The 17402-nt window shown below is 64.8% G+C and carries 19 protein-coding genes and 1 pseudogene; 7 read left to right on the forward strand and 13 right to left on the reverse strand.

The window, feature by feature from the left end; translation table 11 throughout:
• The first annotated feature begins 148 nt into the window (after positions 1–148).
• A complete protein-coding gene (locus tag XARJCFBP2528_RS18700) occupies positions 149–1273 on the forward strand; it encodes a pyridoxal phosphate-dependent aminotransferase (RefSeq protein WP_026064654.1) in 1125 nt (374 codons plus the stop codon).
• A gap of 285 nt (positions 1274–1558) precedes the next feature.
• Here XARJCFBP2528_RS18700 and XARJCFBP2528_RS18705 read toward each other — a convergent pair whose 3' ends face one another.
• From XARJCFBP2528_RS18705 to XARJCFBP2528_RS18735, 7 genes are all read right to left on the reverse strand, one after another.
• Complete coding sequence (locus tag XARJCFBP2528_RS18705; protein WP_016903842.1) at positions 1559–1963, reverse strand: hypothetical protein; 405 nt, start codon at positions 1961–1963, stop codon at positions 1559–1561.
• A gap of 172 nt (positions 1964–2135) precedes the next feature.
• On the reverse strand, positions 2136–2867 hold the full coding sequence (gene zipA, locus XARJCFBP2528_RS18710; protein ID WP_016903841.1) for a cell division protein ZipA: 732 nt from the start codon (positions 2865–2867) through the stop codon (positions 2136–2138).
• Between the two features lie 56 nt (positions 2868–2923).
• Positions 2924–6427 (reverse strand): chromosome segregation protein SMC, encoded by a 3504-nt coding sequence (gene smc / locus XARJCFBP2528_RS18715; RefSeq protein WP_047124983.1) that lies wholly within the window; start codon positions 6425–6427, stop codon positions 2924–2926.
• A gap of 207 nt (positions 6428–6634) precedes the next feature.
• Positions 6635–7084: a 50S ribosomal protein L9 gene (rplI, locus tag XARJCFBP2528_RS18720; RefSeq protein WP_016904199.1), complete on the reverse strand. Its 450-nt coding sequence runs from the start codon at positions 7082–7084 to the stop codon at positions 6635–6637.
• 235 nt (positions 7085–7319) lie between these two features.
• Positions 7320–7550 carry a 30S ribosomal protein S18 gene (rpsR, locus tag XARJCFBP2528_RS18725; RefSeq protein ID WP_005991243.1) on the reverse strand — a complete coding sequence of 77 codons (231 nt, stop codon included), beginning with the start codon at positions 7548–7550 and terminating at the stop codon, positions 7320–7322.
• 11 nt (positions 7551–7561) lie between these two features.
• Entirely contained in the window at positions 7562–7996 is a 435-nt protein-coding gene (rpsF, locus tag XARJCFBP2528_RS18730) for a 30S ribosomal protein S6 (protein ID WP_006451585.1), read from the reverse strand.
• A 407-nt stretch (positions 7997–8403) separates the two neighbouring features.
• A complete protein-coding gene (locus tag XARJCFBP2528_RS18735) occupies positions 8404–8742 on the reverse strand; it encodes a HesB/IscA family protein (RefSeq protein WP_016904198.1) in 339 nt (112 codons plus the stop codon).
• A gap of 207 nt (positions 8743–8949) precedes the next feature.
• Here XARJCFBP2528_RS18735 and asnS point away from each other — a divergent pair, with 207 nt between their 5' ends.
• Genes asnS through XARJCFBP2528_RS18760 form a run of 5 tightly spaced genes read left to right on the forward strand, consistent with a single transcriptional unit; the run spans position 8950 to position 11862 of the window.
• The gene (asnS, locus tag XARJCFBP2528_RS18740; RefSeq protein WP_026064746.1) at positions 8950–10344 is read left to right on the forward strand and encodes an asparagine--tRNA ligase; all 1395 of its coding nucleotides are present in this window, start codon (positions 8950–8952) and stop codon (positions 10342–10344) included.
• 1 nt (position 10345) lies between these two features.
• Positions 10346–10600, forward strand: coding sequence for a hypothetical protein (locus tag XARJCFBP2528_RS18745; protein WP_016904196.1), 255 nt, complete (start codon positions 10346–10348; stop codon positions 10598–10600).
• On the forward strand, positions 10597–10902 hold the full coding sequence (locus tag XARJCFBP2528_RS18750) for a hypothetical protein (protein ID WP_016904195.1): 306 nt from the start codon (positions 10597–10599) through the stop codon (positions 10900–10902). The genes XARJCFBP2528_RS18745 and XARJCFBP2528_RS18750 overlap by 4 nt, the downstream gene beginning before the upstream one ends.
• The gene (locus tag XARJCFBP2528_RS18755; protein ID WP_016904194.1) at positions 10899–11225 is read left to right on the forward strand and encodes a hypothetical protein; all 327 of its coding nucleotides are present in this window, start codon (positions 10899–10901) and stop codon (positions 11223–11225) included. The genes XARJCFBP2528_RS18750 and XARJCFBP2528_RS18755 overlap by 4 nt, the downstream gene beginning before the upstream one ends.
• A 1-nt stretch (position 11226) precedes the next feature.
• Positions 11227–11862, forward strand: coding sequence for an FMN-binding negative transcriptional regulator (locus XARJCFBP2528_RS18760; protein WP_016904193.1), 636 nt, complete (start codon positions 11227–11229; stop codon positions 11860–11862).
• Between the two features lie 116 nt (positions 11863–11978).
• Here XARJCFBP2528_RS18760 and XARJCFBP2528_RS18765 read toward each other — a convergent pair.
• The 6 genes and pseudogenes from XARJCFBP2528_RS18765 to XARJCFBP2528_RS18790 all read right to left on the reverse strand — a co-directional run bounded on the left by XARJCFBP2528_RS18765 (position 11979) and on the right by XARJCFBP2528_RS18790 (position 16477).
• A pseudogene (locus XARJCFBP2528_RS18765) lies at positions 11979–12693 on the reverse strand (LuxR C-terminal-related transcriptional regulator).
• 374 nt (positions 12694–13067) lie between these two features.
• Entirely contained in the window at positions 13068–13937 is an 870-nt protein-coding gene (locus XARJCFBP2528_RS18770) for a hypothetical protein (protein WP_026064745.1), read from the reverse strand.
• 168 nt (positions 13938–14105) lie between these two features.
• A complete protein-coding gene (locus XARJCFBP2528_RS18775; protein ID WP_026064744.1) occupies positions 14106–14849 on the reverse strand; it encodes a hypothetical protein in 744 nt (247 codons plus the stop codon).
• 219 nt (positions 14850–15068) lie between these two features.
• A complete protein-coding gene (locus XARJCFBP2528_RS18780; RefSeq protein ID WP_016904188.1) occupies positions 15069–15542 on the reverse strand; it encodes a hypothetical protein in 474 nt (157 codons plus the stop codon).
• Entirely contained in the window at positions 15543–15803 is a 261-nt protein-coding gene (locus XARJCFBP2528_RS18785; protein ID WP_016904187.1) for a hypothetical protein, read from the reverse strand. It abuts the gene before it with no gap.
• A gap of 47 nt (positions 15804–15850) precedes the next feature.
• Complete coding sequence (locus XARJCFBP2528_RS18790; protein ID WP_047124984.1) at positions 15851–16477, reverse strand: DUF2589 domain-containing protein; 627 nt, start codon at positions 16475–16477, stop codon at positions 15851–15853.
• 168 nt (positions 16478–16645) lie between these two features.
• On the opposite strand from XARJCFBP2528_RS18790, the gene XARJCFBP2528_RS18795 reads away from it, so the two are divergent.
• Positions 16646–17402: IS5 family transposase (locus XARJCFBP2528_RS18795; protein ID WP_016905137.1), on the forward strand; the 757-nt coding region annotated here is incomplete at its 3' end.

Raw genomic sequence — 17402 nt, forward strand, 5'->3', positions numbered from 1 at the left:
TCTTTACAAGACGAACACCCACCGGAGATCAGTCTCGCACCCTGGTCGTTCAGCAAAGACAATGAGCCCGGCAGCGATTTCCCGATAGGCAGACAGGCACAAACCCGCTAGCGTGGCGCCCTCTTTGCCTGCTCGCCTGGAGCTCACCGTGCCGTTGCCCGTTTCGCGCCGTTCGTTTCTCAGCCTTGCCAGCGTTGGCGTGGCGATCTCCGCACTGGGACTGGCACCCGCGGCCGAGGCAGCCCGCAAGCGTGCCGCTGCGCCGGCCAAGCCAGGCGTGGCGCCGGCAGCGGGCGCGGTGTTTCTCAATCTCAACGAACATCCGCTCGGCCCCTCGCCCGCCGCAGTGGACGCGGCAACGCGTTCGCTGGCACGCGCAGGCCGCTATCAGCTCGAGATGGAGCAGGACCTGCGCAACCTGATGACCGGCGAGCTGCAACTGCCCGGCGACCATCTGGCGTTCTTTCCCGGCTCCAGGGACGCGCTGCTTCGTGCCGGCAGCCTGTTCACCTCGGCACGTGCCGGGCTGGTGGTGGCCGACCCGAGCTTCGACCCGATCATCGACAGCGCCACCGCCCGCGGCGTGCCGGTGCGCAAGGTGCCGCTGCGGGCCGATGGCGCGCACGACGTCAAGGCGATGGCCAAGGCCGACCCGTCCGCCGGCCTGATCTACCTGTGCAACCCCGGCAACGCCAGCGGCGCCATCACCCCGCGCGCCGATATCGAGTGGCTGCTGGCCAACAAGCCGGCCAGCGCGGTGCTGGTGGTCGACGAAGCGTATATCCACTACAGCAACGAGCCGTCCATGGCGGACCTGGTGCGTCAGCGCCAGGACCTGATCGTGCTGCGCAGCTTCTCCAAGCTCTACGGCATGGCCGGCCTACGCCTGGGCGCCGCGCTGGCGCCGCCGGGGCTGCAGACCAAGCTCGCCAGCCTGGGCAGCAACCCGTTGTCGGTACCGGCAATGGCCGCCGGCATCGCCAGCCTGCGCGACCCCCAGCTGGTGCAGACCCGCCGCGCGGAGAACGCCCGCGTGCGCGACGACACCATCGCCTGGCTCAAGAGCAAGGGCTACACCTGCCTGCCCACACAGGCCAATTGCTTCCTGCTCGACGTCAAGCGCGAGGCCGGCGTGTTCGCCGACTCGATGCAGAAACAGGGCGTGATCGTCGGCCGCAGCTGGCCGATCTGGCCCAAGCGGGTGCGCGTGAGCGTCGGCACCGAAGCGGAGATGCTGCACTTTCGCGAGGCCTTTACCAAGGCCAAGCGCTGATCGCCAAGCACAGAGTGGTCATCCCTTCTCCCCTCGGGAGAAGGTACCCCGAAGGGGCGGATGAGGGTGCGCCTCGGAGATCTGCCAACACCTGATAATGACAAACGCGTCGCCACGCGCCGGCAGACCTGGATCACCGACTGCTCCACTGCTTCGCCTCCGTACCCTCAGCCCAACCCCCGTTCCGCGCACCGGCCCGCGCAAGCAGCGCGGGCGCTCCAAGGCACGCGCGCCGGTGGCGCGCAAGCGGTGCGTTCTCGCCCAGGAGAGAGGGGCTTTGATTTCCTATTGCGTGGGCGTTGGAAGCGGCGCGGCAGCATTCGGACGCAGCACGCGCCGGAGCCACACATAGCTGAGCGCAAACGTCAGCGCCATCGACACCGCAATCCACACCAGGAGCTGGCGCATCATCGGCGGGCCCTGAAAGATGCGCGCGTAGTAGCTGGCATCCAACAGCGCGATCACGTGCGGCAGGAAGACGCTGATGATGGGCGTTGGCACTGGCGCAACCAGCAGCGTCACAGCAGCGGCAAACCCGATCGAGCTCCATTGCGCGCGATGTGGGCTTGTCGACGCGCCTTTGCGCAAACGCAGCGCAATCCGCGACGCCATCCATAGCAGCGGTGCGGCCAGGATGGCCCACACCGCCAGCAACATCAGCACCGCCAGCGCGCCCTGCAAGCTCCACATCGTTCACCTCTACGCTAGGACGCGCCCTGCGGCAGGTCGCGACTCAGACCGCGTCTGGATGACTCACGGTCAATGGCTCGCAATCACTGACTCAGCGATGCTCGATCACCAGCGGTGCGCAATCACCACTGACGCACATCACTAGCAGCGCGCACTTAAAAGCAATACGCACTCACCAGCGCGGCGACTTGGTCAGCGGCGGTGCCTGGTGCTGGCGATCGTAGGCGCGCAGTTCGTCGCGGATATGCGCCACGCGCTGGCGGCCCAGCGCATTGCGGCTGTCGTCCAGCACCACGCCGTCGAGCAGTTCGGCCATGCGCTGCACGGTCGGCAGCATCTTTTCCCAGGCATCCAGCGCGGTCATCGGCGCCGGCAAGGTGAGGAAGAACGCAATCGCCGGGGTCTGCATCTCGCGGATGTTGGCCATGTCGAAGCTGCCGGGCTTGAGGATGCTGGCCATGCTGAAGATCGGCCCGCGCTCCGGGTGCCCCTCCACCAAACGGTGGAAGACATTCATGTGACCGAACACCAGCCCGGTCTTCTCCGCAGCGACCACCACGTCTTCGCCGCGCAGCACCTGGCCGGCCTTGGCAGCCACGAACAGCGAGACGATCTTGTCGAAATCCTGGTTGGGCCGCTTGCCGACATCGTTGCCGCCGGCCGCATCGGCACCATCCAGGTTCAGTTCGCTTTGCTCGGCGCCTTCATTGCGCTCGAACGGGTCGCCGTCCACGCCAGGCTCGCTGGAGATCACCGGCTCGCGGCGCTCGCGCGGTTGCCCGTCGTCCTTGTCGACCCGGCGCCCTTGCGGCGATTTTTTCGGGCGACCAAACAGGAAGATGGCCGCGACCAGCAGCAGTCCAGCGATCAGGATCCCGATCCGGATCATGGCCATGTCGGACATTCAGCGTGCCTCCGCATAAGAGTGACAGGTGTCGATATTCCGACAAGCATGGCACGTCATGCCGCACCCGCCAAACGTGCGGCCTCTTCCAGGTCCACGCTGACCAGGCGACTGACGCCCGGCTCACGCATGGTCACGCCGGAGAGCTGGCGCGCGGCCTCCATCGTCGCCTTGTTATGGCTGACGAACAGGAACTGCACCTTCTCGCTCATTTCCCGCACCATGTTGGCCAAGCGGCCGACATTGGCTTCGTCCAGCGGCGCGTCCACCTCGTCGAGCAGGCAGAACGGCGCGGGATTTAGCTGGAAGATCGCAAACACCAGCGCCACCGCGGTCATCGCCTTCTCGCCACCGGACAGCAGCGAGATGCTGGACACGCGCTTGCCCGGCGGGCGCGCCATGATGGTCACGCCGGTGTCGAGTAGGTCTTCGCCGGTGAGCTCCAGATACGCATGACCACCGCCGAACAGGCGCGGATACAGCGCCTGGACGCCGGAATTGACCCGGTCGAAGGTGTCCTTGAAGCGGCCGCGGGTTTCGCGATCGATCTTGCGGATCGCCTCTTCCAGCGTCTCCAGTGCGGTGTTGAGATCCAGATTCTGCGCGTCCAGATATTCCGAGCGCTGCGCCGCTTCGCCGTACTCCTGGATCGCGGCCAGGTTGACCGGTTCCAGCCGCCGCATGCGGCCGTCGATCTGGCCAACTGCGGCTTCCCACTCGGCCACGTTCGCGGCTTCCGGCAATCCATTGACGACGTCCTCGAGCACGAAGCCGGCTTTCACCACGGCGGCCTCCAATTGCTCTGCGCTGAGCACCAGCGCCTGCTGATCCAGCTTGCGCTGGGAGATGCGCTCGCGTTGGGCTAGCGCCTGTTCGTCGCGCTGCTGACGGGTCTGCTCGTAGCTGCGCAGCTCGCCATCGATGCTCTCCAGCATGGTGCGCGCTTCGCTCAGCACGCGCTCGGTGCGCACACGCTCGCTCAACGCGGCCTGGTGCTCGTGCTCCAGCGTTTCCACCGGCGAGTCGCCGTCGCTGAGCTGGGCGACCAGATCCTCCAGACGCGTGTCGAGCTGGCCGCGCTGGCTGTCCATGCGCTCCAGCGTCTGGCTCAGGGAGGTGATCTGGGTGCGCTGCGATTCCAGCGTGAGCGCCAATGCATGCATCGCATCGCGCACGCCACGTGCGGCATCGCGGGCCTGATCGCGCGCATCGGTGAGCTGACGGCGTTCGTTCTCCAGCACCTGCCGGGTGCCTTGCAGATCGCCCATCAGGGTCACCGCGTCTTCGAGCTTGGCGCGCGCCTCACGTGCCTGTTCGCGGCTGGTGTCCAGCGTTTCCAACAGCTGCGACAATTCGTTTTCGATGCGCTCGATGCGCGTGCGCGCGGCATCGACCTTGCCCTGCTGACTCTGCAGCTGACCGGCTAGTTCGGACACGCTGCGGTGCGCCATGTACAACTGGCGCTGCGCATCTTCGCGCTGCTGTTCGGCCGCCAGCAGTTGTTCGCGGAAGCTGCCCAGGCGCTGCTCGAGGTCGGCCTCGCGCTCCTGCAGCGTTTCGATCTGCGCGCGCAGCTCCTGAATTTCGCGCTCGCGCAGCAAGGCGCCCTGCTTGGCAGCGCCGGAGCGCGACACCCGCACCCAGCCCTCGCCCAGCCGCTCGCCGCTGCGGGTGATGACCGAATCGCCCTCGGGCAGGCCGCGCTGCAGCGTGCGCGCGGCGTCCAGATCCTCGGCCGCGTGCAGGCGCGCGAGCAGGCGACGGATCGCGATCGGCCCCTGCACCTTGGCCGCCAGCGAAGTCGGCGCAAAGCTCGCGTTGTCGCTGGCACCGGAGACCAGCGCGATGCGGCCCTCGCCCAACTCGCCCAACGCATCGACCAGTTGCTCCGGCGCATCCACCAGCACGCCTTCGATCAACTGCCCCAACGCGCCTTCCACTGCGTTTTCCCAGCCGCTTTCGACCGTGATGCGCTCGCCGACACGTGCGGCAGAGTCCAGCCCGCGCGACTTCAGCCACGCCACTGCCGCGCCCTGCTCCTGGCCGAGTGCGGCCTGCTGCAGGGTTTCCAGCGACGACAGCCGGCCACGCGCGGCCTGCGCCTGCTTGCGCACGTCGGCCAGTTCGCCCTGGCTGGCGCGCTGTTGTTCCTGCAGCCCGCCGAGTGCGTGCTTGCGCGCTTCGACCTGCTCGGTCAGCCCGTCCAGCGAGGTCTTCTGGGTTTCATGGCGCAGCTCGATCTGCTCGAACGCCTCGGCCAGCGCATCCAGGTCCAGTCCGGCGCGCTCGTTGACCAGCGCTTCGCGGCGGCGCTCGGCTTCCAGCGACTGACGATCGAGATAATCGACGCGCGTGCGTTCCACTTCGCCGGCACGCGAGGCTTCGCCGGTGTCGCGGTTATGGGTTTCCCAGCGCTGCTGCCAGTCGGCCAGACGCGCTTCGGCCTCGCGTAGCGCCTCCTGGCGGAATTCGTGGTCTTCGCGCAGCTGCTCCAGTTGCGGTTCGGCAGCGTCCACCGCCTCGCGCAATACCGCCAGCCTGGCCGAATCGCCGCTGATATGCTGGGTCAGCTCCTGCAACTGGCTCTGCGCCTCGTCACGCGCCTTGTGCAGGCGATGCGAGAGTTCGCGCTGATGCTGGATCTGCTGCTCGATGCGCGCCAGCGCACCACCGACCTGATAGACATCGGCCTGCGCCTTGGCCACCGCTTCGGCGGCTTCCTCGCGACGCGCGCGCCCGGTTTCGATCCGTGCCTCGGCATCGCGCTGTTCGGCGATCAATTGCTGCAGCCGGGTCTCTTCCTGATTCAGTTTTTCGCGCAGCCCCTGCAGCCGGCCATCCAGGCCGCGGTACTCCAGCGCCTTCCACTCGGCGTCCTTGATCCGGCGCTCTTCCTGCAGGGCCTGATACTGCTCGGCCTGGCGCGCCTGGCGCTGCAGATGCGCCAGCTGCTTGGTGATCTCTTCGCGCAGGTCGCCCAGGCGATCCAGGTTCTCGCGGGTATGCCGGATGCGCGTTTCGGTTTCTTTGCGGCGCTCCTTGTACTTGGAAATGCCGGCGGCTTCTTCCAGGTACACGCGCAGGTCTTCCGGGCGCGCCTCGATGATCTGGCTGATCATGCCCTGCTCGATGATCGAGTAGCTGCGCGGCCCCAGGCCGGTGCCCAGGAACAGGTCGGTGATGTCGCGGCGCCGGCACTTGGTGCCGTTGAGATAGTAGGCGCTGTTGCCGTCGCGGCTGACCAGGCGCTTTACCGAGATCTCGTTGAACGAGGCGAACTCGCCGCTGATGGTGTGATCGGAATTGTCGAAGATCAGCTCCACCGTCGCCTGCGACACCGGCTTGCGCGCCGAGGAGCCGGAGAAGATCACGTCGGTCAGCGAGTCGCCACGCAGGCGGCTGGCCGAACTTTCGCCCATCACCCAGCGCACCGCGTCGATGATGTTGGACTTGCCGCAGCCGTTGGGACCGACGATGCCGGTCATGTTGGTGGGCAGGTGCAATGTGGTCGGGTCGACGAACGACTTGAAACCGGACAGTTTGATCGTGGACAGGCGCATGGGACTGAAGGTTCCGGGCACCGCACGGGCGGGGCCGGCAGGCGCTTTTTCCTGTGAAGCCGCCCCTAAGCCCTTGATCCACAAGATCTATGGGCCGTGGAACCGGCAATGGAGCATGAGTATAGCGGGCCTGGCATCGCTGGCGTGGCCGCAGAAAGACGAAGGGCGCCTAACCAGGCGCCCTTCGGGTACAGCGTACAGCGTGGATCAGGCGTCGGATTCGACGATGACCTTGACCGAGGTTTCCACATCGGCGTGCAGGTGCAGCACAACGTCGTACTCGCCGACATTGCGGAATGCGCCTTCGCCCAGGATCACTTCGCTCTTTTCCAGCGGCAGGCCGGCGGCGGTGAACGCCTCGGCGATGTCGCGCGGGCCGACCGAGCCGTACAGCTTGCCTTCGGTCGACGCATGCGCGCCGATGGTGACGCTGGCGCCTTCGAACTTGCCGGCGCGGCTCTGTGCGTCGGCCAGGATGGTGTTGGCCTTGGCTTCGTAATCGGCACGTTTGGCTTCAAACGCTTCGACGTTGGCAGCGGTGGCCGGAACGGCCTTGCCCTGCGGCACGAGGAAGTTGCGGCCGTAACCCGGCTTGACGCTGACCTTGTCGCCCAGGCCGCCGAGATTGGTCACTTTCTGCAGAAGAATCAGATCCATGGTGGTGCTCCGTTATTCGTTAGCGCCGGCGCTTTGGCAGACGCAACGTTTGCTGTCCGAAAAGACGGGATTCGGGAATCGGGATTTGGGAATCGCAAGAGCACGATCAACACCGCATCTCGAATGACCGGCCTCTATATTTTTTAGTGACCCGCACATGGATGTGCGGGCATTTGTGAGGGACTCACATACAACCGTGCGGGCTCTTGTGAGGAACTCACATCAACGACTCGGATTAAACGTCGTGATTGTCCGTGTACGGGATCAGCGCCAGGAAACGCGAGCGCTTGACGGCCGTGGCCAGCTGACGCTGGTACTTGGACTTGGTACCGGTCACGCGGCTCGGCACGATCTTGCCGTTCTCGGTGAGGTACTGACGCAGGGTGTTGAGATCCTTGTAATCGATCTCCTTGACGCCCTCGGCGGTGAACTTGCAGAACTTGCGACGACGGAAGAACTTGGACATGACAGCGCTCCTTAAGCGGCTTCGGCGTTGTCGCCGTCGGTATCGGTGGCGGCAGGTGCAGCATCGCCCTCATCGTCATCGCGACGACGACGCTCGCTACGCTCGGGCTTGTCGCCCTTCTCGTCCTTGCTCTTCATGATCAGCGACTGCTCGGTGTCCGGGCCATCGCGCTTGACGACCAGGTGACGCAGCACCGCATCGTTGAAGCGGAAGCTTTCCACCAGCTCGCTCAGCACAGCCTGGTCGACTTCGATGTTGAGCAGCACGTAGTGCGCCTTCACCAGGTTCTGGATCGGGTAGGCCAGCTGACGGCGGCCCCAGTCTTCCAGACGGTGGATGGTGCCGTTACCGCCCTCGATCAGCGACTTGTAGCGCTCGATCATGGCCGGGACCTGCTCGCTCTGATCCGGGTGGACCAGGAACACGACTTCGTAATGACGACTCATGTTGTATTACCTTTCGGATGTGGCCACGTGGGCCGGACAGCTCCCCGGTGACCCGCGCAAGGCGGCCGGTGGAGCAAGGATTCCCACCCGGAACCGGGCAGGAAGCAGGAAAGTATCGCAGTTCAGGCGTTTAGCCGCAACCAAGCCGAGCCCACGAACAGGACATCTGCGCGGCGACTGCTTGAGCCCGTCTCCCGCCGGGGCGATAAGGCACCGCTTGCGCGCCACTGGCGCGCGTGCCTTGGAGCGCCCGTGCCGCAAGCGCGGGCCGGGGCGCGGAGATTGGGGTGAGGGTCCGGGGCAAAGCCACTCGTGACGCCTAACCGCGCGAGGCTTCGCCCCGTACCCTCGTCCGCCCTTCGGGCAGCTTCTCCCGCAGGGAGAAGGGATAGCGCTCGCTGGCGAGCTCAGCGATGCTCGGCTTCGGTCGTGAAGCTTTCCCCGCAGCCGCACTCGGCGGTCGCGTTGGGATTGCGGAAAGTGAAGGTCTCGCTGAGGCCGTGCTTGCCGAAATCGATGCAGGTGCCGTCGACCAACGGCAGGCTGACCGGATCGACGAAGATGCGCACGCCTTCCTGCTCGAACACCGCGTCGTCGTCGCGCTTCTCGCGCGCCAGGTCGGTGACATGGCCCCAGCCCGAACAACCGGTCTTGGTCACGCCAAAGCGCAGGCCCAGCGTCCCCGGGGTCTGCTGCACGAAACGCTGCACGCGCTCCAGCGCGGCAGGGGTGAGGCTGATGGCCATGGAGGTGCTCCGGAAACGATGGTGGCAAGTATAGCGAGGCTGCAGTAACCGGGGGCTGGACCCGCCGCTACGACGTGTTCCCCAGATGGGGCCATATCCGGCCTTGGACAAGCGCAACCATCCGCAAGCGGTTCAGATGCTCGCGCCGGCGCGCCCGCAGCCAGTAAACTCGCAGACCATTCAAGGTCGCTACGGCGAGGACAAGTCATGACGGTGGTCAGCGTTGAACATGCGCTTGCGGGAAAACTCCCGGAAGGCGGCGAAGTTACGGTACGGGGGTGGGTGCGCACGCTGCGCGGATCTGCCGGACTGGCCTTCATCAACGTGACCGATGGCTCGTGCTTCGCTCCGATCCAGGTGGTGGCCAACGACACCCTGCCCAACTTCGACGAAATCAAGCGCCTGACCAGCGGCTGCTCGCTGGTCGCCAAGGGCGTGCTGGTGAAGTCGCAGGGCAAGGGCCAGTCGTTCGAGATCCAGGCCAGCGGCGTGGAGATCGTCGGCTGGGTCGAGGACCCGCTGACCTACCCGATCCAGCCCAAGCCGATGTCGCCGGAGTTCCTGCGCGAAGTGGCGCACCTGCGCCCGCGCACCAACCTGTTCGGCGCGGTCACCCGCATCCGCAACTGCCTGGCGCAGGCGGTACATCGCTTCTTCCACCAGAACGGCTTCAACTGGATCAGCACCCCGATCATCACCACCTCCGACGCCGAAGGCGCCGGGCAGATGTTTCGCGTCTCCACGCTGGACATGGTCAACCTGCCGCGCGATGCCAGCGGCGCGGTGGATTTCAGCCGCGACTTCTTCGGCAAAGAGACCTTCCTGACCGTGTCCGGCCAGCTCAACGTGGAGGCCTACTGCCTGGCGCTGAGCAAGGTCTACACCTTCGGCCCGACCTTCCGCGCCGAGAACAGCCATACCACGCGCCATCTGGCCGAATTCTGGATGATCGAGCCGGAAATCGCCTTTGCCGATCTGGCCGAAGACGCGCGCCTGGCCGAGCAGTTCCTCAAGTACCTGTTCCGCGCGGTGCTCGATGAGCGTGGCGACGATCTGGCATTCCTGGCCGAGCGCGTGGACAAGAACGCGATCGCCAAACTCGAAGCCTTCATCAATGCCCCGTTCGAGCAGATCGACTACACCGAGGCGGTGAAGCTGCTGCAGAACTCGGGCAAGAAATTCGACTTCCCGGTCGAGTGGGGTCTGGACCTGCAGACCGAGCACGAGCGCTGGCTGACCGAGGAACATATCGGCCGCCCGGTGGTGGTGACCAACTACCCCGAGCACATCAAGGCCTTCTACATGCGCCTGAACGACGACGGCAAGACCGTCGCGGCAATGGACGTGCTGGCGCCGGGCATCGGTGAGATCATCGGCGGCAGCCAGCGCGAAGAGCGTCTGGATGTACTGGATGCACGCATGGCGCAGTTCGGCCTGGACCAGGAGCACTACAGCTGGTACCGCGATTTCCGCCGCTACGGCTCGGTGCCGCATGCCGGCTTCGGCCTGGGCTTCGAGCGCCTGGTGGTCTACGTGTGCGGGCTGAGCAACATCCGCGACGCCATCCCCTACCCGCGCGCGCCGGGCAGCGCCGAGTTCTGATGTGAGCCTGCTGGCCGTCGCCACGCTGCAGTTGCTGGCCTTCGCGGCGGCGTTGCTGGGCGTCGGCATCGCCAGGGTGCGCGGCGTCCGGCTGGCGCAGCTGGCAGCCGCACATCCGGGTGCCAGCGCGTGGTGGCAGGGTGACACGGCACGCAGGGCGATCATCCACGCCGTGCGTCCGTTATGGTGGACCATCACTGCGCTGGTGATCGGCGCAGCACTTCCCCAACTCGCACTGATGCTGGCGGGCACATGACCCTGTTCTTCGCATTGTGTTTTGTCGGTGTGGCGGTTGCCGGCCTCACCGCCTTGCTGATCTTCTGGCCGCTGACGCTGGTGCACCTGCGCGACCGTCATCCAGAGGCGCTGGCCGGCTTCGGCGAGCCGGCCTTCATCAGTCCTGCAGCGCTGCGCTGGTTGCTGGCGCGGCGCTACCGCAGCCATCGCGACAGTGCGCTGTCCGGCCTGGCCACGCCGGCCTGGCTGTCGCTGCTGACTATCTTCTTCGGCCTGGGCATGGCAGCCCTGCTCGGCCTGCTTTCCAAGGTAATGCCATGAATACACCGCAAGACACCGCACACGACGACCACGATTCGTGGTGGCTGGCCACGATCGGCCGCACGCTGATCTGGGCACGCCTGCGCGTCAAGCAGGCCGGTACCGCCGAAGTCCTGGACAGCGACGGCAAGATCCTGCACTACGACAGCGAGGACAGCGCCCGCGCGGCCTTGTTCGATGCCGAATTCGTCGCGCTCGACGGGCTGGACGAAGAAGACGCATTGATGCGCGGCTTCTCGCTCGACGAAGTGTCGCCGCCGCGCGGCGACGACGATGCGGACCTGCGCGAACGCATGGTGCTGACCCTGGGCGGTCGCGCCTGACATGTACGCCCCACGCGCGTTCGCGCAGACCGATCTGGCACTGCTGGACTGGCTGATCGCGCGCGACCCGTTCGTCACCCTGATCAGCCAGGGCGAGGACGGACAGCCGGCGATCTCGCATCTGCCGGTGCTGTACCGACGCAATGCGCAATCCGTGGTCATCGAAGGCCACTGGGCGCGCCCCAATCCGCAGGCACGCAGCCCCGGCGACGCGGTACTGGTGGTGCAGGGCCCGCATGCCTATGTGTCGCCGAGCTGGTATCCGGACAAGGAAGCGGCCGCACGCGTGCCGACCTGGAACTACGCCGTGGCGCATCTGCATGGACGCTGCGAGCAGGTGAGCGATGAGGCGGCGCTGGGCGAGCTGATCGGCCGCATGAGCACCCACTTCGAACAAAGTGTCGGCAGTGACTGGCTGTTCGAGATGGAACGCGACAGCCACCGCCGCCAGTTGCGCGGCCTGGTCGGCTTCCGCTTCGTTCCGAGCCGCATCGAGCTGACCTTCAAGCTCAGCCAGAATCATCCCGCCGCCAATCAGCGCAGCGTCAGCCAGTTCCTGGCGCAGCAACCCGACCAAGCCTCGAACGCGATCGCAGCGTTGATGCAGGCGGCCATGGACGCCAATCCGACGCGCTGAGACGGCCTCAGTTGCGCATTGGAAAGACGGATCACCAGAGGATTGGGACGCGCCGGCCACATTGTCGGCCGACGCCGGCGTGCCTGGCACCCTATTTCCCCGAAGGCTAGTGCAACTCAGCCAGCCTGGCGCGATCGCTGCGGCACAAGCGCCTCCGAGGGATCGCTGCCACAGCCGGATGCAGGATCAAGCGGAGAAAGCCCTTGCGCGATTGCATAACGGGTGAGCTGGGCAATGCTTTGAATATTGAGTTTCAACATGCAGTTTTCGCGATGCGTGCCCACCGTTTTTACGCTCAAGTGCAAGCGCGTGGCGATCTGCCTGGTCGACAGGCCTTCGGAGTAGAGCTGCACGATTTCGCGCTCACGTGAGGTCAGCCGGGTATACGCAGAATCGTCTTTGGCGGCTCGACGCAGTCCTGCGATCAACGAACGCGACATTTGCGGACTGATATAGATCTGATCCTGACCAACGAGTTGAATCGCACGCAGCAACTCGGCGAAGGTGCTGGTTCGCGCCAGATAGGCTTTTGCGCCAGCTTCGAAGACCGCGCTGGCACGCATGCAGGCATCGGACGGAGCAATGCAGATTGCCCCGGCTGCCGGGACTGCGTTGAATCAAACGTCGCGTCAGATCGATGCCATTGAGGCCAGGGAGCAGGACATCCACCAGGACGATATCCGGCTGCTCTCTGGCAGCGATCTGCAGACACGCCAGTCCGTCTTCGGCATGCCCCACCACTTCGAAACCCGGAACCTTTTGCAGCAAAGCGACCATGCCTTCCACGAGGATGGTGCGATCAGCAGCGACGACGATACGTGTCTTCATCATTCCCTCGGTTACACGAATGGGGACCGCGATGTGCAGCGGCGTTCAAGCGGCGCGCTGCAGCGAATCGACAGATGCTCGGCAGGAGCACTTGAGCGAGCTTGTCATACGCTCATCTCGGCACCATCGGTTCTGGACTGATTTGGCGACCGTCGAATGCTGGTTTGCACAACGGTGTAGATGTCGGTGCGACGCAATGACGGGTAGGTTTGCCTGAGGTGTGTTACGCACGTTGAACCAGAGCCGAAGCGGACTGTGCCGCTCCGGACCAACCCACACCGCCACCGAATGCTCGGCACGCTGTGCCAGACATCGTTTCTGCATGAGACTGCCGATAAAAGCGAACGCGGTTCCAGCTGCAGCTCAACCGCGAAAGATTACGAGTCGCCGGACATCATTTGCCTGGCAAGGCCGGTCAGTTGCTGACGCACCTGATCCAGACGCGGGTCCGCTTCCAACTCGCGCTGCAGGTCCAGCAGACCTGCGGCAAGTTCGCCACGCGCGCGGATACCTTCGGACTCGACCGATACGCGCTGAGACTGGATCGCTGCAGCGGCGTGTTGGCTGGAATCGCCGCGTACGACCGTTTCCATGACATCGACCATGCGTTGCAGCAGGCGATAGACGGCACTTGCCGAAAATCCACCCATCATCGCCAACGCGGGTTTTCCGAACGCGCCCAGGCTACTTTCGGCAAACAGATCCTCCGGCAGCAACTCCACCAAGATCAGACCGGCGATGAGGCCCAGAATCATGCGCGCGGCATAGGAAGAATCGAATCGCGGATCGTACGTCGCGTCGGCGACGTAACGATGGGCCTGGAACAGGGCGGAAAATGCTGCGCCAAGCCCGGCACAGGCAAGGATGAACATCACATTCCAGCCCAGCGTGCTGCCCGAGGAGTCGAGAAATCCCAGCGCGATGTTCTGCTCGTTGACAAGGCTGGACATCGCCAGCCCGACCACTGAGGCAAGGCAGCCGACCGAGCTTAAGGTCAAGGTGCGGATCAGCGGAATTGGACCGAGCCAGCGCAAAAAGCCAGCGCGTAAGCGCTCCCGCTCGATCAGCACCACCGCTTGCGGCGTTGCGGGTTGGATCGCGCGAACCAGCTGTCGGTGCAGAGCGGCCAGTTCGCGCGCGCCAGCTTCGCCATGCAGGGAGGTGCCAGGCATCACCCGTAGTTCCGCCAACCGGCCAGGCAGATCGGGGGACATCGCCAACCCCTGCTTTAGCGCATACGACACCATGGCCCGGCATTCGAGCTCCAGCTGTTCAAGCACGCTGGAGAAGACCGGCCCGGTGAATCCTGCCGACGAGACGGACTGGGCCACCGCGCGTCGCCGCAGGCCGACGCGCATCCTGGTTCGCTTCCACATAAGTCATTCCCAACATGCAGGCGCGCATCCAGCCCGACCTCAGGGCATCCGTTCGAACAGCGTCGTATCGCGCTGACCTTTCACAACAAGAGCAAGCTCTGCGCTGCCATCGTCGCGAATCCGCAGACTGGCTTGGCCATCGCTGAGCTGGCGGCAATAGCCTCTATCGTTGGCCCCGACCCAGGCATTCAACGCGCCTGCCGCACGCCCGGCATAGCGCAATTCCACCTGGCAGTCGCGCGGGGCGCCATAGCGCAGGCGACCGAGTACGTCTCCCGGGCGGACTGTGGTCGCCACGATCTCCAGCTGGGCGGAAATCAGGCCCGCCCCGCGCCAGCGCCCCGCTTCGGCCAAACCTGCGCTGCTCTGATCCAAGGCAACGACCAACGGCGAATCGCGGCCGGGCAGCGTCAGTTGCATGCCGGACGTCGCACCCTCCGTCACCTCAAGCTGGGCGCGGCCACCGGCTAGCGCATCGCAAAACCTGCCGCCATTGCGAGACAGCAGCGCGTAACCGTCCGGCTGCGCTCGTAGCTCCAGCGCACAATTGAAAGGAGGTCCAAACCGCACATCCGCCGTTTGGGTGCCGTCGGCTCCCACCGCGCGCCCGCTCAGGCGGACATAAACCGGGCCAGCACCGCCGCTGGCGGACAGGATTCCGCGCCAGTCACCCGTCGGAATGCTACCAGCCGGAGCGGCCTGTACTGCGCTCAACGAAAGACCCAAGGCCAGTGCTGAGGTGATGCGGAGAACGTGACGTCGATGATGAGGTTGGGTAGACATGAGAAAGCTCCGATAAGAAGTTGGACAGGATGGAAAGATCGATCAAGCTGCTGCTCAGCACACCGGCTGCAGTAACTACCAGAACTGCAACCACGCAGATGATGAAGATGGACAGCCGCCGGCACCGAGACCGCCGGCAGAGATCCGCATGCAGGGCCGCCACATCGGTTCCCAGCCGCTCGGCGAGCGCGCGGGCATCGGCGTCTGACAGCAGCAACCTCACGGCACCGCTCCGGGATCGGAAGATGGCACGTCCACGAACGGATGAAGCGTCCATTCCTTCAGCGCGATGCCATCGAACCAAAGCACGCCCCGCGGACACTCGCTGCCTTGATAGCCGATTTTCAGCGCGTGGCTTGGCGTACGGCTGCGTGGCGGCGCGATACGCAGCGCCAGTCCGGGAGCGCCGTCGCTCTGCGTGACCGGCTCTATTTGCACTTGCAGCGTCAACGAAAACTCGCTGATTTGCGATAGCCGCAGCGCACGCAATTGGCAGACCGGAATGGACAGCAGGGTCTCCATTTCGCCCTGGGCCGTTCCGTCATCATGCATGCAGCGAACCTGCATGTCGCAGGCGGCCACCGCAGCATCCACCAGTGCGGCGTGGCGCTGGCGGCATCGCTGTTGTGCTCGTCGGACGGCCTGGTCGAGCAGCTCCACGAAGACGTCCAGGGAATAGCTCGCGTGTGCCATCTACGACTCCGTCAGCCAGATCGGCTTGCGCTTGAACCCAACGTGGTAGCACAACCATTGCAGCACCACCTGATGCTCGCCCAGCTGCACAATGGTGAAGCTCTTCTCGATCCCGAGAATCGTTCCCCTGGGCGCTTCGCTGAGGCAGCGATTGAGCAGATGCTGCGCGGCCTCGACCTGCTCGGCGGTCTGCATCTTTGCCGGGTTGTCGCTGCCGACGACGATGCGCTTGATGTAGCTCACTTCTGACAAATCGATCATCGGCAACGACTCGGGTGATAGAAAGGTGCAGGACTCAACAACGACGCTTACGGCACCGGCACCGGCACAGGCGCAGTGACTTTACGCGGCGCTGCGGCGGTCTGCAGGATGTCGAGCACGCGCGACAGCCCTTCGGGGGTACCGCGATCTTCGGCGTGCAATGCGACGTGATACTTGGCCGAGTTATCGGAAGAGCGCGTGTTTTCCTTGTGGCTGGACACCGACCCCTGCACGTTGACCTTGGCCTTGAACACGCCCCAGCCGACGCTTGCCTCCAAATCCACCTTGAGGCTCTTGTCTTCGGCTTCCTTTTCCGAAAACGAGGATTTGACTTCCATGTCGAAGGTCACGTCCACGGTCTGAATGCTCAAATTGGGAACGTTGACCAAGTTCAGCAGCGGCACGACGATTTCGACTTCCTCCTCGGCCATCCCGGTACCGCTGGGGTCTTCGACCGGGCGCTTGAACTTGAACTGCGCGGTCCGCGTACCGCCGTTTCCGTTGGGATCGGCAGCAGGGTCGGTCGGCGGCAGAAAACCGATGACCTTGATGAAGTCGGCGGTGGCGCGGGCCAGCATGACCTGCGCATCGCAGGCTGCACGCAACGGCGCGCCGATCAGGTCCGCCATCGGCAGCCCCTTGAATTGGTCGGACATATTGACAATATCGCTCATGGTGTTCTCCTGAAGAGTGGTTGTTTGAAAAACAATCGATGACGGCGGGATCAATCGCCCTTGACCGTCTTGAACACGCCTTGCGACTGCGCAAGGCGATTGATGGGCAGCTCTAAAAACCCCCGATCCTTGGCATCATAGTTCCACCGCCATCCAGGGTAAGAGCCGATGATCAGTCTGTTTGCCGGGGCCGAGCGCGAAGCCAAGCGCCAGCAGTTGAGCGATCCGCTGGAGCTGCTGTCGCGGCACATCGATTTCGTCGCGATCGCGGCGGTGATCGATGGCCACCTTCGCCTGGGCACGGGTGCCAAGGGCGGTCGCCCGGCGTGGCCGACGGAGCTGATGATCCGGCTGCTGCTGTTGCAGCAGTTGTACAACCTGTCCGACGAGGCGCTGGAGTACCAGGTGCTGGACCGTCGCAGCTTCCAGCGCTTCCTGGGGTTGGAACACAGCGGCAAGGTGCCTGACGCCAAGACGATCTGGGTGTGGCGTGAGCGGCTCAAGAAGAACGATCTGATCGGCGACATCAGCGCGGCGGTGAGCGGCCAGTTGCAGCGGGCCGGGTTCATTGCCCGGGGTGGACAGATCATTGATGCGAGCATCGTCAGCGCGCCGATCCAGCGCAATACGCGCGAGGAGAACGCCCGGATCAAGCGAGGCGAGGCTGTGCAGGACTGGAGCGATGCCAAGCGGCGGCAGAAGGACGTGCAGGCGCGCTGGACGCTCAAGCACGGCAAGGCCCATTACGGCTACAAGCTGCACGCCAACACGGATCGGCGCTGGGGGTTCATCCGGCGGCACGAGGTGAGTGCGGCCAACGTGCACGACAGCCGGCACTTCGAGACGCTGCTCGATCCAGTCAACACCGGGCGCACGGTACGGGCCGACAGCGCCTATGCCAGCCAGGCTCGGGAAACCGAACTCA

Origin of the sequence: Xanthomonas arboricola pv. juglandis, assembly GCF_001013475.1 — a bacterium.
Classification (GTDB): Bacteria; Pseudomonadota; Gammaproteobacteria; order Xanthomonadales; family Xanthomonadaceae; genus Xanthomonas; species Xanthomonas arboricola.